Source organism: Shewanella vesiculosa (genome assembly GCF_009994065.1).
Classification (GTDB): domain Bacteria; phylum Pseudomonadota; class Gammaproteobacteria; order Enterobacterales; family Shewanellaceae; genus Shewanella; species Shewanella vesiculosa.
This window is the reverse complement of sequence record NZ_JAACSD010000018.1, coordinates 1-20,361: the sequence shown is the minus strand read 5'-3', so window position 1 is coordinate 20,361 and position 20,361 is coordinate 1. Positions and strand designations below refer to the sequence as shown.

The 20,361-nt window shown below is 42.5% G+C and carries 20 protein-coding genes; 14 read left to right on the top strand and 6 right to left on the bottom strand.

The features are described from left to right. Window positions 1–32 precede the first annotated feature (32 nt). The 8 genes from tatA to GW828_RS16740 all read left to right on the top strand — a co-directional run bounded on the left by tatA (window position 33) and on the right by GW828_RS16740 (window position 6,575). Window positions 33–266, top strand: a complete 234-nt coding sequence (tatA, locus tag GW828_RS16775; RefSeq protein ID WP_124017258.1) for a Sec-independent protein translocase subunit TatA — start codon at window positions 33–35, stop codon at window positions 264–266. A 6-nt stretch (window positions 267–272) separates the two neighbouring features. After that, window positions 273–677, top strand: a complete 405-nt coding sequence (gene tatB, locus GW828_RS16770; protein WP_273060035.1) for a Sec-independent protein translocase protein TatB — start codon at window positions 273–275, stop codon at window positions 675–677. A 12-nt stretch (window positions 678–689) separates the two neighbouring features. Beyond that, a complete protein-coding gene (gene tatC, locus GW828_RS16765; protein ID WP_124017256.1) occupies window positions 690–1,439 on the top strand; it encodes a twin-arginine translocase subunit TatC in 750 nt (249 codons plus the stop codon). 53 nt (window positions 1,440–1,492) lie between these two features. Next, a complete protein-coding gene (locus tag GW828_RS16760; protein WP_124017255.1) occupies window positions 1,493–2,017 on the top strand; it encodes a hypothetical protein in 525 nt (174 codons plus the stop codon). A 24-nt stretch (window positions 2,018–2,041) separates the two neighbouring features. Continuing rightward, window positions 2,042–2,863, top strand: a complete 822-nt coding sequence (locus GW828_RS16755; protein WP_182755749.1) for a TatD family hydrolase — start codon at window positions 2,042–2,044, stop codon at window positions 2,861–2,863. Further along, window positions 2,860–4,782 (top strand): sensor domain-containing diguanylate cyclase, encoded by a 1,923-nt coding sequence (locus tag GW828_RS16750; RefSeq protein WP_273060031.1) that lies wholly within the window; start codon window positions 2,860–2,862, stop codon window positions 4,780–4,782. The genes GW828_RS16755 and GW828_RS16750 overlap by 4 nt, the downstream gene beginning before the upstream one ends. Before the next feature lie 14 nt (window positions 4,783–4,796). Further along, window positions 4,797–5,810: a porphobilinogen synthase gene (gene hemB / locus GW828_RS16745; RefSeq protein WP_124017252.1), complete on the top strand. Its 1,014-nt coding sequence runs from the start codon at window positions 4,797–4,799 to the stop codon at window positions 5,808–5,810. Between the two features lie 213 nt (window positions 5,811–6,023). Then, a complete protein-coding gene (locus GW828_RS16740; RefSeq protein ID WP_124017382.1) occupies window positions 6,024–6,575 on the top strand; it encodes a thioredoxin family protein in 552 nt (183 codons plus the stop codon). 99 nt (window positions 6,576–6,674) lie between these two features. Here the strand turns inward: GW828_RS16740 and GW828_RS16735 are convergent, their stop codons facing one another. Further along, window positions 6,675–7,610 (bottom strand): Ppx/GppA phosphatase family protein, encoded by a 936-nt coding sequence (locus GW828_RS16735; protein WP_124017251.1) that lies wholly within the window; start codon window positions 7,608–7,610, stop codon window positions 6,675–6,677. A 3-nt stretch (window positions 7,611–7,613) separates the two neighbouring features. Further along, window positions 7,614–8,918 (bottom strand): ATP-dependent RNA helicase RhlB, encoded by a 1,305-nt coding sequence (gene rhlB, locus GW828_RS16730; protein WP_124017250.1) that lies wholly within the window; start codon window positions 8,916–8,918, stop codon window positions 7,614–7,616. A 153-nt stretch (window positions 8,919–9,071) separates the two neighbouring features. Here rhlB and trxA point away from each other — a divergent pair, with 153 nt between their 5' ends. Both trxA and rho read left to right on the top strand, forming a co-directional pair. After that, window positions 9,072–9,398 (top strand): thioredoxin TrxA, encoded by a 327-nt coding sequence (trxA, locus tag GW828_RS16725; protein WP_124017249.1) that lies wholly within the window; start codon window positions 9,072–9,074, stop codon window positions 9,396–9,398. A 221-nt stretch (window positions 9,399–9,619) separates the two neighbouring features. Next, the gene (rho, locus tag GW828_RS16720; protein WP_273060028.1) at window positions 9,620–10,882 is read left to right on the top strand and encodes a transcription termination factor Rho; all 1,263 of its coding nucleotides are present in this window, start codon (window positions 9,620–9,622) and stop codon (window positions 10,880–10,882) included. Between the two features lie 397 nt (window positions 10,883–11,279). On the opposite strand, the gene GW828_RS16715 is transcribed toward rho, so the two are convergent. The 4 genes from GW828_RS16715 to GW828_RS16700 all read right to left on the bottom strand — a co-directional run bounded on the left by GW828_RS16715 (window position 11,280) and on the right by GW828_RS16700 (window position 15,883). Beyond that, complete coding sequence (locus GW828_RS16715) at window positions 11,280–12,005, bottom strand: fumarate reductase iron-sulfur subunit (RefSeq protein WP_273060026.1); 726 nt, start codon at window positions 12,003–12,005, stop codon at window positions 11,280–11,282. Window position 12,006: 1 nt separating this feature from the next. Beyond that, entirely contained in the window at window positions 12,007–14,001 is a 1,995-nt protein-coding gene (locus tag GW828_RS16710; RefSeq protein ID WP_273060024.1) for a fumarate reductase flavoprotein subunit, read from the bottom strand. A gap of 9 nt (window positions 14,002–14,010) precedes the next feature. Continuing rightward, the gene (locus tag GW828_RS16705; protein ID WP_273060022.1) at window positions 14,011–14,754 is read right to left on the bottom strand and encodes a fumarate reductase cytochrome b subunit; all 744 of its coding nucleotides are present in this window, start codon (window positions 14,752–14,754) and stop codon (window positions 14,011–14,013) included. A gap of 235 nt (window positions 14,755–14,989) precedes the next feature. Beyond that, entirely contained in the window at window positions 14,990–15,883 is an 894-nt protein-coding gene (locus GW828_RS16700) for a LysR family transcriptional regulator (RefSeq protein ID WP_273060020.1), read from the bottom strand. Between the two features lie 191 nt (window positions 15,884–16,074). Here GW828_RS16700 and GW828_RS16695 point away from each other — a divergent pair, with 191 nt between their 5' ends. The 4 genes from GW828_RS16695 to fis all read left to right on the top strand — a co-directional run bounded on the left by GW828_RS16695 (window position 16,075) and on the right by fis (window position 19,778). Further along, window positions 16,075–17,097: a zinc-binding alcohol dehydrogenase family protein gene (locus tag GW828_RS16695; RefSeq protein ID WP_273060018.1), complete on the top strand. Its 1,023-nt coding sequence runs from the start codon at window positions 16,075–16,077 to the stop codon at window positions 17,095–17,097. 210 nt (window positions 17,098–17,307) lie between these two features. Then, window positions 17,308–18,189 (top strand): 50S ribosomal protein L11 methyltransferase, encoded by an 882-nt coding sequence (gene prmA, locus GW828_RS16690; protein WP_124017242.1) that lies wholly within the window; start codon window positions 17,308–17,310, stop codon window positions 18,187–18,189. 297 nt (window positions 18,190–18,486) lie between these two features. Next, window positions 18,487–19,449: a tRNA dihydrouridine synthase DusB gene (gene dusB, locus GW828_RS16685; RefSeq protein ID WP_124017241.1), complete on the top strand. Its 963-nt coding sequence runs from the start codon at window positions 18,487–18,489 to the stop codon at window positions 19,447–19,449. A 23-nt stretch (window positions 19,450–19,472) separates the two neighbouring features. Next, window positions 19,473–19,778: a DNA-binding transcriptional regulator Fis gene (gene fis, locus GW828_RS16680; RefSeq protein ID WP_011635942.1), complete on the top strand. Its 306-nt coding sequence runs from the start codon at window positions 19,473–19,475 to the stop codon at window positions 19,776–19,778. Window positions 19,779–20,361 lie beyond the last annotated feature (583 nt).

Genomic DNA, 20,361 nt, shown 5'->3' with positions numbered 1-20,361 from the left:
AAACCATTTTTTATTTAAAGAGGATAATCTTCATGGGCGGCATCAGTATTTGGCAGCTTCTAATCGTAGCGTTAATTGTCATTCTATTATTTGGAACTAAAAAATTACGTTCTTTGGGCGGTGATTTAGGCGGGGCAGTAAAAGGCTTTAAAAACGCCATGACACCAGAAGATGAAAGTAAATCATTAGAAGATAAAGACAAGACAGCAGCGACCTCGCAACAGGCTGACGAAAAGCAACCTGAATCTAAAGATAAACAGGCGTAATTTATTATGTTTGACGGTATCGGCTTTATGGAGCTGCTGCTGATCGGTATTTTGGGGCTAGTGGTTCTCGGCCCCGAAAGACTTCCGATTGCAGTGCGTTCAGTAACGGGTTGGATCCGCGCACTCAAGCGCATGGCTAACTCTGTCAAAGATGAACTTGAACAAGAGCTTAAAATTGATCAGTTGCATGCTGATTTAAAAAAAGCGGAAAGCAAAGGCTTATCTGGTTTATCGCCAGAGCTACAAGAATCAATTGATCAGTTAAAAAAAGCGGCTGCATCTGTGAATCGACCTTACAAAGTTGAAGACACATCACCTGTTACTCCAACAAAACCAACTGAACCTTCGGCCCCTGTCGCAGAAGCTAAGTCATCCGAAGTGACTAGCGAAAGCAGCTCAACCCCTAAATAAAACGGATAATTCATGTCGCAACAGCAACCGCTTATTAGCCATTTGCTTGAATTACGTAATAAATTGCTTAAAGCCATTGGCAGCGTATTACTGGTATTTATTGCTATTGTGTATTGGGCCAACGATATTTATCACTACATCGCCCTACCATTAATGCGATCGCTGCCAGCAACAGGTAGCATGATTGCAACCGACGTGGCTGCACCCTTTTTTGCACCATTTAAACTGACATTGGTGTTAGCATTTTTCATTGCCATTCCCTATGTCCTTTATCAAGTATGGTCGTTTGTTGCCCCTGGGTTATACAAACATGAAAAGCGCTTAGTCGTGCCCTTATTGGCTAGTAGCACCTTGCTGTTTTACCTTGGAATAGCCTTTGCTTACTACATCGTTTTTCCGGTTGTTTTCGGCTTTTTTACCAGCGTAGTTCCTGAAGGCGTTCAAGTCGCTACTGATATCAGCAGTTATTTGAGTTTTATTTTAAAGCTGTTTTTTGCTTTTGGTTTAGCCTTTGAAATTCCAGTAGCAGTGGTTTTACTTTGTTGGGCGGGTGTCACTACACCTGACGAGTTACGTCAAAAACGTCCTTATATCGTTGTCGGCGCCTTTGTTATTGGTATGATACTGACACCACCAGATATTATCTCGCAGACTATGCTAGCAATCCCAATGCTGTTATTGTTTGAAGGTGGGCTAATCGCTGCACGTTTTTACAGTAAAAATGAAGATGATGAGCCAGAGAACGAACAAGCTGATAGTTAGGCAATAGCACAAGTCTCTAAGGCTCAGAAGCAAATAATAATAAGGAACAATCAATGCGTTTAAGTTTAATTGCTGCTGGGATCATATTGATGTCAGCTAATGCATATGCCAATACCAATCTTGGTCAGCAGCTGTCTATATGCGCCGCTAAAACCGACAAAACGGCGCGATTGACCTGTTATGACACATTAGCGGCGAATGCTAAACCCAGTGCCCATATTATGGCTACTGCAAGCCCTGTCAATTCTATAGCACCTGAAGTCGCGACAGTCCCAGCCGCTGCAGTATCTGTTGTTGCCAGCCCAAAAGCATTAAGCGTTGATGATTTTGGATTGCAAAAGAAAGTAATAGAAGATGAAGTCAGTAAGATTTACTCCGAGGTTGTTAGCGTTAAAAAAGATGCTTTAGGCGCATTTATAATCACATTGAACAATGGCCAAGTGTGGAAACAAAATAGCTCCAAGTATTATAAAATCAAAAAGGGTCAACACATATTCATTGAAACGGGTGCATTAAACTCGTTTTTATTAGGCAGTGATGATCGTAATGCGACGACTCGAGTTAAACGATTAAAGTAGCCTGATTACTTTGATTATGATGACATGACTCAATACATCGACATTGCTGTCAATCTGCTTAGCGAAAGGCTTAAGCACGATATTGACACTGTTATTAATGATGCGGCGAAACACCATGTTTCGCCGTTAATTGTTATTGGCAGCGATCTCGATGAAAGCACTGAAGCCATATCAACCTGCCAACAATATCCGCAACAACTCTACTGTACTACCGGTGTTCATCCCCATCATGCATCCTCTTGGGATCAACACAGCAAAACACGTTTAACACAACTTGCGCAGCAAGATACTGTGGTGGCGATTGGTGAGTGTGGCCTTGATTACAATCGTGATTTCTCCCCGCGTACAGCCCAAAGAAAAGCATTTTCCGCCCAATTAGAACTGGCTTGTGAACTCAATATGCCGGTTTTAATGCATTGCCGTGAAGCCCACAGCGACTTTATTGCCATAGTAAATGAATATCGAACTCAACTTCCAAATGCTTTACTTCACTGCTTTACGGGTAACAGAGATGAGTTGATTGAATGCCTAGACACAGATTTATATATTGGTATTACGGGGTGGATTTGTGATGAACGCCGAGGCCAAGATTTAGCAAAACTAGTACCTTTGATCCCCAATAATCGCATAATGGCAGAAACAGATAGCCCCTATTTATTACCGCGCAGCATGCGACCTAAACCAAAATCGAGTAAGAACCTACCCCAATACTTACCTTATATTGTTGAGTATATGGCTAATTTACGTCAACAGTCGCCGATATTACTAGCGCAACAATGTTACCAAAACAGTTGTGATTTTTTCCAACTACCTATGGTTCTACACACGAGTAACGACGCATTATGAGCATAAAATATCGTTGTTTGACGCTGTACAATCAATATCATGTTAGGATTATTGTTGGACTTTTTTTACTGCTCATTAGCCAAAGTAGTTGGTCTAATACCCTTTACCCTACTCCGCTGCGGCTAACCGCTAATTCCATCACCAAAATTGAATTGCAAGACTGGGTATATGCCAATCAAAGTAACGACATTGAAACCCTAAGCCAATTATTACAACAGCCAGAAAATAGCTGGAAAAAGCTCAACACAGATCAACCCTATAAAATAGGCGTTAAAAACTATTGGGTGAGTTTTAGTATATTTACCCCCAATGATCATCTTGCACGCATTATTGCCTTAGACAATCCTTTGCTCGACAGCATTAAAATATACCACCTGATTAATGGGGAACTGGTCAGCACTGAAGTCATGGGAGATACATTACCGTTTAAGCAACGGCCATTACAAAGTAATATTTTTTTATATCCCGTTAACTTTGAACCTGGTGATACCCATACTTTTTATCTCAAAATCGATAATAAAGGTACCATCAGCTTACCATTGATATTGTGGTCATCGAATGATCTTACCCAACTGACCGAAACCAAGAACTTGTTCAGTGGCATGCAAATAGGTGTACTACTTGCGATTTGCTTGTTCAGTTTATTCATTGCACTTGCTTCTGCATCTTTTAGTTACAGTTATTACAGCGGCTATGTATTAGGGCTCACGATACTCTCGGCGTCAATACACGGAGTATCATTTCGCTATTTGTGGCCTCAATGGCCCATTATGCAGCAGTATATTTTCATTATTGTTATCCCCTTAACCCTGGGATTTTCATTGATGTTTACTGAGAAAGTTTTACAACTTAAATATCATAATCTGAAAATGTTACGTATATGCCGCATCATGGCAGTACTGAGTTTTGGGTTAACGATTGTCATGCCATTTATTAATTACAGCTCTGCCCTGTATGTATTGGTATTTGTGGTATTAACAATCAGTACTATCTTGATGGCATTCTCATTGATCCAAGCCTTCGGCGGCCAACGGAATGCCCCTTTATACGCCATTGGCCGTATGGGATTTATGTTGGGTTGTATTGTTACAGGACTCATTTATCTTGGCCTGATCTCTACCAATATATCGCCGCAAATACCCATAATGCTAGGGCTGACCTTTGAAGTTATTACGATGGCTGCAGTGCTTGCGTTACGCTATAACGATGAACGAAAAGCCAAATTTGAGATCCAGCAACACACGTTAGAACAAGCACAAAAATTGCGAGAAACCCGCGAAGAAGCACTTCGAAGTGAAGCAGAGAACAGTGAAAAATTGGAAAAAATGGTACAAGAGCGTACCCTTGAGTTAGAAATTACCTTGCGCGAACTAAGTGAGGTTAATCAAAAGCTCACTGAGCAAAATACTATCGATAGCCTGACAGGGGTAAAAAACCGCAGCGCTTTTGATCGCCGTCTCATTGCTGAAGGTCGTATTAGCCGTCGTCAGCAAACGCCAATGTCTTTGCTAATGATTGATATCGATAAATTTAAAAATATTAATGACAAATATGGACACCTTGGTGGCGACCACACCATAAGGGCAATAGCCAACACACTGTCTGAATACGTAAAACGTCCAACGGATCTCGTATCACGTTTTGGTGGTGAAGAATTTGCTATTATTTTACCTTGCACAGATATTGAAGGTGCTCTGCTCGTTGCAGAGCAAATTCGCCAAGCCGTTAGTGAACTCAACATAGTACACAATGAAGACACAATACCCGTTACTGTTAGCATTGGTATTAGCGAGACCATTATCGACAGTGATGAGCATCCAATGTTATTACTAGAACAAGCAGATAAAGCCCTGTATCAAGCTAAACGCAGTGGTCGAAACCAAGTCTGCTATTACCAGCGTGAAACAGACACGATCTAAACCAGGAGTCGAAATTGAATATTATTACCAGTGCTTTTCCACAGCGCAGAATGCGCCGCATGCGTAAACATGAATTTAGCCGTCGTTTAATGTCTGAGAATACTTTAACCGTTAACGATCTGATTTATCCAATGTTCGTGTTGGAAGGTTTTCAACGTTCAGAGAAAATTGCTTCAATGCCGGGTATCGAGCGTTTTTCAGTTGATCTATTATTAAAAGAGGCCGCTGAACTGGTTGAACTTGGTATTCCACTTATCGCGTTATTCCCGGTAACACCGGCAGATAAAAAGAGCTTACTTGCAGAAGAGTCTTATAATCCTGATGGTTTAGTACAACGTGCAGTACGTGAATTAAAGCAAGCATTCCCACAGCTTGGCATCATGACTGACGTCGCCTTAGATCCTTACACGACTCATGGGCAAGACGGTATCATTGATGATACGGGTTATATCCTCAATGACATCACTACAGACATTTTAGTCAAACAAGCGCTATCACATGCTGCTGCAGGTGCTGATATTGTCGCGCCATCAGACATGATGGACGGTCGTATTGGCGCAATTCGCCAAGCTCTAGAAGCTAATGGCTTTGTGAATACCCAAATTATGGCTTATTCCGCTAAATATTCATCCAGCTATTATGGACCATTTCGTGATGCTGTCGGATCGGCTAGCAACCTAAAAGGTGGCAATAAACACAGTTATCAAATGGATCCTGCCAATAGCGACGAAGCATTACATGAAGTGGCATTAGATATCCAAGAAGGTGCCGACATGGTAATGGTTAAGCCCGGTATGCCATATCTAGACATAGTACACCGCGTTAAAACAGAATTAGCGGTACCGACTTTTGCTTATCAAGTCAGCGGTGAATACGCCATGCACATGGCTGCCATTCAAAACGGTTGGCTTGCAGAAAAATCCATTGTGATGGAGTCGTTACTTTGCTTTAAACGTGCTGGTGCCGATGGTATTTTAACCTACTTTGCTAAACGCGCGGCCCAGTGGCTTAAAGAGCAAAACCAATAAAACTCGCTTATTGAGGTATTAAGCCAATCCATTCAGGGTTGGCTTTTTATTTTATACTCAAGACTCTGCACTAGCATTAACCCTATTGAGTAAGTGAATCCTCCTATTATCGTGATCAGCATTGCATCATAAGCTATCGCCTCTTAACAGACTTGATTAAGCATGCTTGAATACACTCAAGTACAGTATTTTCTTCTTAAGCGAGACATTATCATGCACAATAACGTTCGAACATTATTGGCCACAACCGCACTCTTTTTCAGTACCCAAATGTTGCCTATGGCCGCATCAGCAAATCCTGGATGCGCATTTGAAAAAGATCAACAAGGCTTTATTGCAACATGCAGCGAGGAGAAACAAGAAGTGATTTTAACTGGCATAATCCAACCACAAACTCTAACAACTCAATTACCAGGCTATGCTGAAGGGTTCACTAATTATCAAGTTGATGCGCAAGCCATCGATGTACTCAAAGCCATTAAACAACCGATACAAATAGTGGTGATTATTGGCACTTGGTGTCCAGACTGCCATCGCGAAACACCGCACTTTATGCGAATTATTGAAGCGGCAGCCAATCCCAACATTGAGGTTGAATACATTGGTGTCGACCGAAACAAGCAGGATCCTGAAGGTTTAGCGGCAAAATACGCATTCAGCCGAATTCCAACGTTTATCGTTAAACAACAGGGCAATGAGCTAGGTCGTATCGTTGAACGCCCGCAAGCCACATTAGAAGCCGATTTAGTTGAGATTTTAAAGTAGTGATGTAAATGACTTATTTAACTCAAATATCGTCATCACTTAAATAATCAAAAAAGGTCGCCATGGGCGACCTATTTTTTATTGCGCTTATGTCAGCCACTACATCGATGCTTTAGCGGCGATACGATCGGCTAACAGTTGTAATACACCTTCACGAAGTGCACCACCAGCAAGATGTAAACGACTAATAGAAAGACTTTCAAATAGCGCGATTAATATTGCCACTCCCGCCGCAAATGTAGGAGCTTGTTCGGCATTTAAGCCCTTAATGCCACTAAGCCTGGCATCTGCTTGCGATAATATTTCATCACGAAAAGCATACAAAATCTTAAGGGTAATCACTTCTGGGCGTTGTCTGTGCTGTAATACAGATACGACTGATTGCACAGCTCCAGAAGCGCCGACAACACTTTGCCAACCAAAGTCGAGCAACTGAGGCCGACATTCAGCCAAAATATGATTAACATAGTCTATTGCCTGTTCAACATCGATGATTTGTAGTGGTGTTTGACTAAAAAATCGTTGATTAAACAGCACACATCCCATTGGCAGGCTGGTTTTAAACAGCACGTTACTACCGTCACCAATAATAAACTCGGTACTGGCACCGCCAATATCTATCACTAACCGGCGCCCCTCACCTTTAGTGGTGGCCACCATGCCTTGATAAATGAGTTCAGCTTCACGTAGCCCTGAAATCACCTCAATGGGATGCTGTAAAATAGGCATCGCACGTTGATGAAATTCATCGGCATTACCAATAACACGCAATGTCGCGGTAGCAAATACGGCAACGTTAGCACTATTAATATGGTGTTGCTTTAACATCTGGGCAAACATGGCCAAGCATTCTAAACCACGCTGCATAACATGTTCAGACAACATGCCATCGTCACCTATACCTTCGGCAAGGCGAACTTTACGCTTATATTTAGCGATAACAATCGGTTTATTTCCCACCGAATTAGCCACCAACATATTAAAACTGTTAGAACCTAATGTTATCGCCGCATAGGGTTGAGATACTGTTAGCATTGACTATGGTCTACGGGTCCTATGACGTGGAGGACGCGAAGTATTGCCGCCACTACGATGCGCACCTTTACTCGCACCATCGCGTGAGCGAGATGGCGCAGGCTTGCGGTGAATACGAACCGGTGCAGGAATATCATCCAATAGTGCATCTCGATCGTAATTAGATACGGGAATTGAATGATTGATATAGGTTTCAATTTCGGGAAGATTTAATGCATATTCTTCACATGCAAAACTCACCGAAATGCCTTTTTGTCCTGCGCGGCCTGTACGGCCAATACGGTGCACATAATCTTCACAATCATCTGGTAAATCATAGTTATACACGTGTGACACATCAGAAATATGCAAGCCACGAGCGGCAACATCTGTTGCAACTAATAAATCTAAATCACCAGAGGTAAATTGCTCAAGAATACGAATACGCTTCTTTTGTGGAACATCACCAGTTAACAAACCCACTCGATGACCATCACCTTCTAAATAAGACCACAGTTTTTCACAGCTGTGTTTTGTGTTCGAAAACACAATCGCTTTATCTGGCCAATCTTCTTCGATTAAGCTCAGTAATAAACGCATCTTGTCTTCCATTGACGGATAGAAAATTTCCTCTTTGATATTTTTAGAGGTTTTTTCTAATGGTTCAATTTCAACTTTTTCAGGGTCGTTCATATGATCATAAGCTAGTTCCTGCACTTTCATTGAAAGCGTGGCAGAAAACAACATATTTAAGCGTGACTTAGCATCAGGCATTCTGCGGAATAAAAAGCGAATGTCTTTAATAAAACCAAGGTCAAACATACGGTCAGCTTCATCAAGCACTACTGCTTGAATGTGGCTTAAACTGATGACACCTTGACGAACATAATCAATAATACGCCCTGTGGTACCAATCAGAATATCAACGCCTTTGTCTAATACTGCACGTTGAGTTTCATAGCTTTCGCCACCGTAAACAATACCGACTTTGAGTCCGGTATGTGCCGCTAATAAATTAGCGTCTTTGGCTATTTGTATTGCTAACTCACGGGTTGGCGCCATTATAATAGCGCGAGGTTCTGTTACTTTGCGACCCTCTGGTGCAGCAACGGTTAATAAATGGTTAAACGTGGCCACTAAAAAGGCCATGGTTTTACCTGTACCGGTTTGGGCTTGTCCGGCAATGTCTTTTGCATTAAGTAATATTGGTAAAGATAACGCCTGAATGGGCGTGCAAAACTCAAAGCCGTTCTCGTTTAACGCCGCTAGTACTTCGGGCTTTAAAGGGAAGTCGGCGAATTTCTTGGTCGATAAATGTGTTTGGCTCATAGCACAAGCATACCTGTAGGGGTTGCAAAAAAAGATTCGATCGTTTGAAATAGCTACATTACTAAAACGGTCTCTTGAAAAGCTATTTAACTGACCCAATATACATGGTAAGCCATTAATAAACTAGCAATGGAACCAAATCTGGAGAACAACATGAGCGATAAAATTGTATACCTAAGCGATGACAGCTTTGAAAACGATGTAATAAAGTCTGAAACACCAGTATTAGTAGACTTCTGGGCTGAGTGGTGTGGTCCTTGTAAAATGATTGCTCCAATTCTCAACGACGTTGCTGAAGAATATGCAGGCAAACTGACCGTAGCAAAACTTAACGTTGACCAAAACAGCGTTTCACCAGCTAAATACGGCGTGCGTGGCATTCCAACATTGTTAATATTCAAAGCTGGCGAGTTGGTAGCAACCAAAGTGGGTGCATTATCAAAGACGCAACTAAAAGAATTCATTGACGCTAAAATCTAATCAGAAGTAGCTAAAAATGTTAAATGGCACAAGTTTTAAACAATTTGTGCCATTTTTAGTTTTTATTTAGTCTAAATTTCTGGACGGCCAACACATAAAGTGCTAATTTAATCATCAGATTTTTTCAATTAACCTCTTCTCGCTTATCAATCAAAAAATATCTTTTCAACCTTACTGATTGATTGCGGTAAGCTTCGTCGCGCAATACAAGACTCCCATACATGAATTTAACAGAATTAAAAGACACGCCAATTTCAGATCTAGTTTCGCTTGCTGAAAGTATGAATCTGGAAAACATGGCTCGTACCCGTAAACAAGATATCATCTTCTCTATTTTGAAAGCTCACGCTAAAAGCGGAGAAGACATTTTCGGTGGCGGTGTATTAGAAATCCTCCAAGATGGATTTGGATTTTTAAGAAGTTCAGATGGCTCATACCTTGCGGGTCCTGACGATATTTATGTTTCTCCAAGCCAGATCCGCCGCTTTAATATGCGAACCGGTGACAGCATTTTTGGTAAAATCAGACCGCCAAAAGAAGGCGAAAGATACTTCGCACTATTGAAAGTCAGTGAAGTTAACTTCGATAAACCAGAAAACTCTCGTAATAAAATCCTATTTGAAAACTTAACCCCACTTCATGCTGAAGAACGTCTTCGTATGGAACGCGGTAATGGTTCTACTGAAGACATCACCTCGCGAATCCTTGATCTATGTTCACCGATCGGTAAAGGTCAGCGTGGTTTGATTGTTGCGCCGCCTAAAGCGGGTAAAACATTATTACTTCAAAGCATTGCTCAAAGTATTACCTACAACAACCCTGATGTGGTGTTAATGGTATTACTGATTGACGAACGTCCTGAAGAAGTGACCGAAATGCAACGCATGGTTAAAGGTGAAGTGATTGCTTCTACCTTTGATGAACCAGCCAGCCGTCACGTTCAAGTAGCCGAAATGGTTATCGAGAAAGCAAAACGTCTTGTTGAGCATAAAAAAGACGTGGTGATTTTGTTAGACTCTATCACTCGTTTAGCTCGTGCATATAACACGGTTATCCCATCATCAGGTAAAGTGCTTACCGGTGGTGTCGATGCTAACGCCCTGCATCGTCCAAAGCGTTTCTTTGGTGCAGCACGTAACATCGAACACGGTGGCAGCTTGACCATTATCGCTACCGCGCTTGTTGATACCGGCTCAAAAATGGATGAAGTGATTTACGAAGAGTTTAAAGGTACTGGTAACCAAGAGTTACACCTTTCTCGTAAAGCCGCTGAAAAACGCGTATTCCCAGCGATTGACTTCAACCGCTCTGGTACTCGTCGTGAAGAAAAACTAACGACACCGGAAGAGCTTCAGAAGATGTGGATTTTACGTAAAATCTTACACCCAATGGATGAAGTTTCAGCAATGGAATTCTTAATCGATAAATTAGCGATGACCAAAACTAACGAAGAATTCTTCACTGCAATGAAGCGCGCTAAGTAATTTATTACCAACACGCACTATAATCGCAAAAATGCCGCTAATTTAGCGGCATTTTTTATGTCTCAATAACCTATGACTAAAGATCTTGATAAGACTCAGTCCTACTCTCCCGATCCGCAGCGATAAAAGTATTAGTCTCTAGCCTTTCGGGTTGCTATCGCCGGTTATCATTCTAGCGCTGGTTACCGCTTTAAAGCCTTAGCTTGTATAGCATCTAGCAGCCAAGCGCTCTAACATCTCGTCTTTCTGCTTTCTATCGCTGTTATCATTCTAGCGCTGGTTACTGCTTTTAAAGCCTTAGCTTGTATAGCATCTAGCAGCCAAGCGCCCTAGCCTCTATGCTTTTTGCTTGCTATCGCCGGTTATCATTCTAGCGTTTATTAACGCTCTTCCCGCCTTAAACAGATGCCATTTTTCGACGTAAATAGGCAATTTGTTGCATATGCGGTAAATCTTTCGGGCAAGTATCTTGGCAACCTAATAATGTCATGCAGCCAAAAACACCGTCTTGATTACCAATCACATGATAAAAATCATCTGCACTGCGAGTATCACGACTGTCCAATTCAAAACGGGCAATTTTCATCATCCCCACAGCGCCAACAAAGGTTTCACGCATTTGTTTAGTGGCACAAGCTGAGACACACACACCACACTCTATACATCGCTCTAACTCATAAAGTTTGGTAGCTTCCTCTGGCGACATCGGTGTTTCAATTCGATGAATATCATTATCAGCTGAATTGGGATGCAACCACAGCGCTAAACGCTCAGATAATTGGCGCATAAATTTGCCCGTATTCACCGATAAATCGCCAATCAGCTCAAAGCCTGGTAATGGCATAAGCTTAATATGCCCATCAGGATAATTAGCGGTTAAGGTTCGACAAGCTAAAGTCGGTTTACCATTGATCACCATGGCACAACTGCCACAAATACCTGCACGGCAAACAAAGTCAAATTGCAGCGAAGGGTCTTGAGTTTCACGTAATTGATTTAAGGCGATAAACACCGTCATTCCGGGTGTTTCAGTTAGGCTGTATCTGACCATTTTCGCTTTATCACCAGGCTCTTGTGGGTCATATCGAAAAATAGAGAAGGTTAACGTACGAGCTTGACTCATGTTACTTTACTCCCGTCGAAGCATTCGCTATGACATCAGTTAATCGCTGATTTCCTGGTTGATATTCTTCGGGTAACTCAAAAGGCATTAATGCCGCTTGCTTGACATGCCTATCGGTGTTTTCATCTAGATCAGCCAAAATAGCTTCAACCTGTTGCTGACGTTTTTGCGTATCAGGATGAGCAATAACATTATCAATACCATAACCGCGATACCCGGGCGGTAACTCCATTTGCATGACATCAATCGCTTCATAGCGCAGTTGGGGCCGAAAACTATCGGTATCTGGCCAACTGGTTAATGTCCGGTTTAACCAGTCTTTATCGTTACGTTGTGGAAAGTCTTCACGAGAATGGGCGCCACGACTTTCTGTGCGAGCATGGGCTCCACATGCAACGGTAAGCGCGACTTTCAGCATCCGTTTAATCCTTAACGCCTCAACTAATTCTGGGTTGGCATGACGTTTTTTGCACTTTAAGCCCAAATTTTTCGAACGTTCAAGTAGTTCAGACAATTGATTAACAGCCAGCTCAAGATCCGGCCCATTTCGAAAAATACCCACGTAATCCATCATAATTTTTTGCATCACAGCTTTAAGCTTAAAGGGGTCTTCAGTACCTTCGCCGTCAATTAACTGATCTATTTCAGTTTGTAACTGCTGCGCAAACTGCGCAATTAATTCAGTATCAATCACCAAACTATTTTGCTCACCAAAATCAGCAACATATTTACCAATAATCATCCCGCCAACCACAGTTTCCGCCAAAGAATTACCGCCGAGCCGATTAAAGCCATGCATGTCCCAGCAAGCGGCTTCTCCAACACTAAACAATCCTGATAATTGCGGGCTTTCTCCGTTCGCCTTAGTCCGAATGCCCCCCATAGAATAATGCTGAGTCGGCCTAACCGGAATCCACTCTTTTACCGGATCGATGCCCAGAAAGTTCTCACAAATTTCTTTCACTTCACGCAGATTCGTCTCGATGTGCTTTTGACCTAATAAGGTTATATCTAGCCATAAATGCGGCCCATAAGGACTATTGACCCCCTTACCTTTGCGGATATGCTCGGTCATTCTGCGAGAGACCACATCGCGAGAAGCTAGCTCTTTTTTATCGGGCTCATAATCAGGCATAAAGCGGTAACCGTCTTTATCGCGCAGTACACCACCGTCACCTCGACAGCCTTCTGTGGTTAAAATCCCCACCGGTACGATAGCCGTAGGATGAAACTGTACCGCTTCCATATTGCCCAGCGTCGCGACGCCAGTCTCTAACGCCAACGCTTGGCCGATACCTTCACAAATCATGGCATTGGTCGACACAGCATAAATCCGTCCGTAACCACCAGTGGCAATGGTGGTCGATTTAGCGATATAAGCACGCAGTTCACCGCTAATTAAGCAGCGAGCAATCACCCCATGACAGCGCTTGCCGTCGTGGATAAGGGTTAATGCTTCCATGCGCTCGTGCACAGGAATACCTAACGAAATAGCCTTATTATCGACAGCGTACAACAAAGAATGACCGGTACCATCTGCGGTATAACAAGTGCGCCATTTTTGGGTGCCTCCAAAGTCACGCGCGTTAATTAATCCGTGAGCAGCCTCAGCCTCAGTAATAGTGACCTTTTTTGCGTTAACAATCACTTGTCTGTCGCCTTTAGTCACTCGAGTCCAGGGGACGCCCCACTGAGCCAACTCTCTTACCGCTTTAGGCGCGCAATGAGCAAACATTCGTGCCACGTTTTGATCGCAGCCCCAGTCAGAACCTTTTACCGTATCTTGAAAATGTATATCTTCATCGTCACCAGCACCTTTAATGGTATTGGCTAAACTGGCTTGCATTCCACCTTGGGCAGCGACAGAGTGAGAACGTTTTGCAGGAATAAGCGATAAAACTAAGGTATCAAGTCCGCGCTCTTTTGATGCTATCGCGACTCTTAATCCTGCCAGCCCTGCGCCAACCACTAAGGTGTCGGTATAGATAATTTTCATGCGAATTCCTTATAAGGTCGACATATATGGCACCACGGGTAACGCTAACGAGTGGCCAATCAAAAGATAAGTCAGCAAACTCGCCACTCCTAACACCATTAAATACGCTAACAACACCTTAGCAAATTTGAGCATGGCAAAACGTTGCTCAACCAAGCCCCATTTCACCACCACGCGATATAAACCAAATACGCCATGCACCGCAACGACCGGTAATAGCAGGATATATAACGCCCAAGCATTGAAGTGATACACCCGCTCAGCCGAAAGATGTGGGCCTATTTCAGGATGGGTTATCATGGTGAATAAATGCGTTGGTACGAGGAAGAACAATAAAAAACCCGTGATCATTTGCCAAAACCAAATTTTGGTATCTTCATGGGGTAAAAAACGCATTTGATTTCGTAAGGCGCGCCATTGACCTAATTGAGTCGGAAAACGACGTAAGGCAAATACCGCATGGATCAGCACAACCAATAACATAAAGCAGGAAAAAATTTGGGTCACCAAAGGATAGCCATGGCCAGTTTCACTAAATACTCCGCCCTCAAGAAACTGTGCCACTTGGTAGAAAGCTTCTTTGCCAAACAAGATACTCGACTCAAAATGCAAATGCAGCACCAGAAAGAGCCCCAGCAACACTCCAGATAGACTTTGTAGTTTATCCGCACGAGCAGCCCAAAGAGGGTGAGTAAAACCTTTATCGGTATTTACCGCACGGTCGGCTTTCCCTTGCAAAAAATTCGCAGCCATAAAGCATCATATCCTGTCAGGCACAATAACAAGTATTGACCATAGCAAGAGTTTTTCAATAGCGGCAATGAACAATCATCAAACCGTGATAATGTTCACCTACTAATCAGCGGGAGTTAGAAGCTGGTCACACAAACTAGAAAGTAAAATCTAAACAATACTGATAGTTAACTAAATATTGGCACGAGTGTTCGGTAGTTCAAACCTATCGAACGCTTTACCTAAAAAAGTAGCATTACGGTAATATTTGCTGGCAATGTTGGCGTAACTTATCGCGTAATAGCAACATGACCGGAGTGACATGCTCGCGACCAGGACAGATCAAGTTTAGCGCAACTGACTCACCAATATATTCGGTAAGTATCGGTACTAACTTGCCGGTTTTCAAATCATCAGCAACATCAAGAGCCACTTTAAATACAATTCCTTGGCCCGCAACAGCCCAGCGACGGGTAATTTCTGCATCGTTACTGCTACGATTGCCACTAACACGAACTTTATATTGTTGCTGATCTCGATTAAACGACCATAAATCATGATCACGTTTGTCTAATTTAAAAATTAAACAGTTATGTTGGCTTAACTGTGCCAAGGTTTCTGGCATGCCATGTTGAGCAATATAACCAGGCGAAGCACATAAAATACGTCGAGTATTACAAATCGTAAATGCCACTTGGTTAGAATCAGGCGGCTGACCATAACGCAAAGCAATATCAATTTTATCATGTAAGAAATGACTCAAATTGTCGCCAATATCTAACTTAATCGACAAATTAGGATAATCATTTAAAAAGCCATCTAACCATGGCAGTAACACATTACGGCCAAAATCCGATGATACAGAAACGGTTAACTCGCCCGAAATAGTCCCTTTTTCACTCGCCAATGCTTGCTCACCTAACAGCAAGCTAGCTAATGCTTCACGACAATGAATAAGGTAACGCTCACCCTGCGCAGTTAACCGTAAGCTTCTAGTTGTACGAATAAACAGCACTGCATCTAATTGTTTCTCCAAGCGCTTTAATCCGGCACTCGCGGCGGCAGCTGAAATATCTAACTCAACTGCTGCGCCTGCAATGCTGCCACAATCAGCCACCCTAACAAACAAGCTTAAATCGTTAATTAACATCTGTCATCCCAGCGTAAATACTCGGTTATTTTGCTTGTGTCAGCCTCATCTTTACCAAAAATAATTTGGTAAAGATACAAATATTACCCTGTTAATTTTAACAATAAATTAGGCCACAATAACCAAAACCTAGCATTCAGCACGTATAAACTCAGCATAACTGACACTCTTCACCACTCCAAGGAGTCACCATGAAAGCGATTGGATACTATCAAGCAGGCAATATTGATGCGATAAATGCACTTCAAGACATTGAAATTGCAACGCCAGTGGCCACTGGGCATGACTTATTAATTGCGGTACAAGCCATAGCCGTTAACCCTGTAGATGCAAAAGTTCGTCAAGCAAGACAGCCTGCAGAAGGCCAGCCTAACATCATTGGTTATGATGCAGTGGGTACCGTCAAAGCCATTGGTGATCAGGTCAGTTTATTCAAAGTTGGCGATAAAGTATGGTATGCAGGTGACATTACTCGCCAAGGAAGCAACGCCGAATATCAGTTGGTTGACGAACGGATAGTGGGTCATAAACCGCAATCATTAACAGATGCACAAGCGGCAGCATTACCGTTAACCACCATTACCGCGTGGGAAATTTTATTTGATCGCTTGGGCTTACCTAAAGATGGCAGCGCAACAGATGCGCGGATTATGATTATAGGTGCAGCCGGTGGTGTCGGGTCTATTTTAGTGCAATTGGCAGCTAAACTTACTGGCGCTAAAGTGATTGCTACAGCCTCTCGTCAGCAAAGCCGCGATTGGGTTCTGAGCTTAGGAGCCGATGTTGTGATCGACCACAGTAAACCCTTATCAACTGAGTTAAATAATGCCGGTTTTGATAACGTGACCCATATTATCAGTTTAAATCACACCGACAGTCACTTTGACGAAATCGTCACATCGCTTCAGCCACAGGGCAAAATAGCCTTAATTGACGATCCCCTACAACCAATCGACATTATGAAGCTAAAACTAAAAAGCATTTCACTGCACTGGGAATTAATGTTTACCCGTAGCATGTTCGCTACCGACGATATGATTGCCCAACACCACTTACTCAATGAAGTGAGCCAACTCATTGATGCCGGCACGATAAAAAGCACTCTGGGTGAACATTATGGTCACATCAATGCCGCTAACTTGACCCGTGCCCACCAGCAAATAGAAACTAACACGAGTGTCGGGAAAATAGTCCTGGAAGGATTTGTAGCTTAACGCTCTGCTTCGTTAATCCGCTGTACTTCATCACTTAATCGCGCTGCATGTTTTACATCCAGCGCGTTTTTTAATCTAAACACGGCCGTGAAGGATCCCTCTTCACCGAGCTAATAACCAATAAACTCTCACCTAAACGAGCATCTTAAAATAACTTGGGTATAATAAGCGCCAATTTGATACTACTTTTACCACAGTTAGGAAAACCCCATGGCTTGGATCCAATTACGTATTCACACTCATCGCGATAATGCCGACATGCTTGGCGACTTATTAATGGATCAAGGCTCGCTTTCCATCACTTACGAAGATGGCCAAGATGAACCTATTTTTGAACCCAAGCTTGGTGAAACACCGCTGTGGCAAGACACTGTTATGATTGCATTATTTGATGCAGGCACAGACTTAGCGCCAACCATCGAGTTTTTAGAATCTATGCCATTTCTGGGTAAAGGTTTTACTCATAAAATTGAACAAGTCGAAGACAAAGACTGGATCCGCGAGTGGATGGACAGCTTTCACCCAATCCAATTTGGTCAACGCTTATGGATATGCCCAAGCTGGCGTGAAATTCCTGATCCGACCGCGGTTAACGTTATTCTCGATCCTGGTTTAGCCTTTGGTACTGGCACCCACCCTACTACGGCCTTGTGTTTAGAATGGTTAGACAGCCTAGATTTATCAAACCAAGAAGTTATCGACTTTGGTTGTGGTTCAGGCATTTTGGCCATTGCAGCAATTAAACTCGGAGCTAAGAAAGTCACGGGTGTTGATATTGACTATCAAGCTATTGACGCCTCAAAAGCCAATGCAGAACGGAACGATGTCGTCGATCAACTGGCGTTATATTTACCAGAAGATCAACCTGCCAACTTACAAGCAGACGTATTAGTCGCCAATATTCTTGCTGGCCCGTTAAAAGAACTCGCGCCATTGATAGCAGAAAAAGTACGTGTGGGCGGTAAACTGGCACTATCGGGTTTATTACAAGAACAAGCACAAGAAGTATCCGACTTTTACAGCCAATGGTTCGTCATGGATCCGGTTAGCAACAAAGAAGACTGGAGCCGCTTAACAGGGGTGCGTAAGTAGTCCACTCGCAAGCCTAAAATGCACTCAATTACGGGCTATATTTTGAGCTAATTGAGTGCATCCATCCTAGTTTACAGGTTATTAACATTGTTTATTGACACTTGTATACAGGAAAAAGTCTCTCTGCAACTCGCACCAGTGCTCAAAAATAACCGAAATTTGCCATTTATTAGTCAAAGATGTGACGGCTAATAAAAGTCAAGCAAAAAAGTTGCATTTAGGTCATTTATTGACCTTTTCACAAGCGTAAAAAAGGGCTACTATAGCGCCCCTTTGGAGAGCAAGGTGAAGTTCGCAATGCAAATTGGCCCGTATCAACTGTCAAATCAGCTGATTGTGGCACCAATGGCAGGTGTCACCGATCAGGCCTTCCGAAATCTCTGCTTACGCTATGGCGCAGCTTTAGCCGTATCAGAAATGCTTTCATCTAATCCTGAGGTTTGGGACAGCGATAAAAGCCGCCAGCGCATGATGCATTCTGGTGAAGAAGGTATACGCTCCGTACAAATAGCAGGTGCAGACCCTGATTTGATGGCTAACGCTGCCAAGTTCAACGTTGAACAAGGTGCGCATATCATTGATATCAATATGGGTTGTCCAGCAAAGAAAGTGAATAAAAAGTTTGCGGGTTCAGCGCTAATGCAAAGCCCAAGCTTAGTAAAAGAGATTTTACAAGCCGTGGTTGCTGCAGTAGATGTGCCAGTAACGTTAAAGATCCGCACAGGTTGGGAGCCTGAACATCGTAATGGTGTTGAAATAGCCCAAATTGCTGAAGATTGTGGCATTGTCTCGCTCGCCGTTCACGGCCGAACCAGACAATGCATGTACAAAGGCTTTGCTGAGTACGACACCATTAAAGCAATTAAACAGACTGTCTCAATTCCTGTTGTCGCCAACGGGGACATCGACACACCAGAGAAGGCCAAGTTTGTGCTTGACTACACTGGCGTTGACGCCCTGATGATTGGAAGAGGTGCACAAGGAAGGCCATGGATTTTTAAAGAAATCCTATATTACTTGGAAACAGGTAAAAAGTTAGCGCCAATTAAGGCAGAAGAGCAACGCACTGTGATGCTTGAACACCTTAATAAACTTTATGACTTATATGGCGAATACAAAGGTGTCCGATTTGCTAGAAAGCATGTCGGGTGGTACCTAAACCATGAGGAACAGCGCCAATTTCGTGCTGACTTCAATCGGCTTGAAACCGCTGCCCAGCAACATTCCCTCGTAGAATGTTATTTTGATGAATTAGTTTAGAATTTAATAAAGAGCAGAATAGAATGTTTGATCAGACAACTAACACAGAAGTTCACCAGCTTACCGTAGGCAAAATCGAAACAGCAAACGGCACTATCAAGCCGCAGTTATTACGTGACGCAGTAAAACGTGCCGTGACTAACTTCTTCTCTCAGTTAGACGGTCAGGAAGCTTCTGAAGTATATGAAATGGTATTGTGCGAAGTTGAAGCACCTTTACTAGACATCATCATGCAACACACTCGTGGCAACCAAACGCGCGCTGCTAATATGTTAGGTATCAACCGTGGTACTTTACGTAAGAAATTAAAGAAATACGGCATGAACTAAGACCTAGCGTCTAAGTGATTGTAATGAAACGGGCTTATCAGTAATGATAAGCCCGTTTTGCTTATATGTACCTTCATATGCACCCTGAGTAAATTCCTTACAAAGTAACGTAAATAAAAACTCATACTCCTGATCCACCCAAAATCAAAAACTCGCAACATCCTCAATAGCCTAATGAGTTCTCAATCATGATGGATGCATCGCTGATCTCAACCTTGATGAATTTCTTAATGAATTTGAACTAAGGCTAACGCTCTTCAATAGCCCAACCTTTTCAAATAAAATAAAACTCGCAGATGATAAAAAGTGGCAACAGTTGCTAGATGGTAACCCTAACACTTAATGTTTAACGCTTAAGTATTTTTCTTCTTTTTTGACACCTTGATTTTCAACCAAAAAATAATTCATTAATTACATAGCCTTAACTAAAACAAACAGAAGCATTTGATTTTAATCATTGTCAAAAAAACATCATATATAAAAATATTTATCTTAATCGGATTATTTCATTGCATTTTTATAAAAGTTAAGACTATGCTAATGAAACAAATGACAACGCTGTCACTTGTTTGAGAAAGGCAAA

What these genes read in the sequence shown, in the direction of transcription:
- tatA (WP_124017258.1), top strand. Translation starts at nt 33, where the DNA reads ATGGGCGGCATCAGTATTTGGCAGCTTCTAATCGTAGCGTTAATTGTC.
- tatB (WP_273060035.1), top strand. Translation starts at nt 273, where the DNA reads ATGTTTGACGGTATCGGCTTTATGGAGCTGCTGCTGATCGGTATTTTG.
- tatC (WP_124017256.1), top strand. Translation starts at nt 690, where the DNA reads ATGTCGCAACAGCAACCGCTTATTAGCCATTTGCTTGAATTACGTAAT.
- GW828_RS16760 (WP_124017255.1), top strand. Translation starts at nt 1,493, where the DNA reads ATGCGTTTAAGTTTAATTGCTGCTGGGATCATATTGATGTCAGCTAAT.
- GW828_RS16755 (WP_182755749.1), top strand. Translation starts at nt 2,042, where the DNA reads ATGACTCAATACATCGACATTGCTGTCAATCTGCTTAGCGAAAGGCTT.
- GW828_RS16750 (WP_273060031.1), top strand. Translation starts at nt 2,860, where the DNA reads ATGAGCATAAAATATCGTTGTTTGACGCTGTACAATCAATATCATGTT.
- GW828_RS16740 (WP_124017382.1), top strand. Translation starts at nt 6,024, where the DNA reads ATGCACAATAACGTTCGAACATTATTGGCCACAACCGCACTCTTTTTC.
- GW828_RS16735 (WP_124017251.1), bottom strand. Translation starts at nt 7,610, where the DNA reads ATGCTAACAGTATCTCAACCCTATGCGGCGATAACATTAGGTTCTAAC.
- rhlB (WP_124017250.1), bottom strand. Translation starts at nt 8,918, where the DNA reads ATGAGCCAAACACATTTATCGACCAAGAAATTCGCCGACTTCCCTTTA.
- trxA (WP_124017249.1), top strand. Translation starts at nt 9,072, where the DNA reads ATGAGCGATAAAATTGTATACCTAAGCGATGACAGCTTTGAAAACGAT.
- rho (WP_273060028.1), top strand. Translation starts at nt 9,620, where the DNA reads ATGAATTTAACAGAATTAAAAGACACGCCAATTTCAGATCTAGTTTCG.
- GW828_RS16715 (WP_273060026.1), bottom strand. Translation starts at nt 12,005, where the DNA reads ATGAGTCAAGCTCGTACGTTAACCTTCTCTATTTTTCGATATGACCCA.
- GW828_RS16710 (WP_273060024.1), bottom strand. Translation starts at nt 14,001, where the DNA reads ATGAAAATTATCTATACCGACACCTTAGTGGTTGGCGCAGGGCTGGCA.
- GW828_RS16705 (WP_273060022.1), bottom strand. Translation starts at nt 14,754, where the DNA reads ATGGCTGCGAATTTTTTGCAAGGGAAAGCCGACCGTGCGGTAAATACC.
- GW828_RS16700 (WP_273060020.1), bottom strand. Translation starts at nt 15,883, where the DNA reads ATGTTAATTAACGATTTAAGCTTGTTTGTTAGGGTGGCTGATTGTGGC.
- GW828_RS16695 (WP_273060018.1), top strand. Translation starts at nt 16,075, where the DNA reads ATGAAAGCGATTGGATACTATCAAGCAGGCAATATTGATGCGATAAAT.
- prmA (WP_124017242.1), top strand. Translation starts at nt 17,308, where the DNA reads ATGGCTTGGATCCAATTACGTATTCACACTCATCGCGATAATGCCGAC.
- dusB (WP_124017241.1), top strand. Translation starts at nt 18,487, where the DNA reads ATGCAAATTGGCCCGTATCAACTGTCAAATCAGCTGATTGTGGCACCA.
- fis (WP_011635942.1), top strand. Translation starts at nt 19,473, where the DNA reads ATGTTTGATCAGACAACTAACACAGAAGTTCACCAGCTTACCGTAGGC.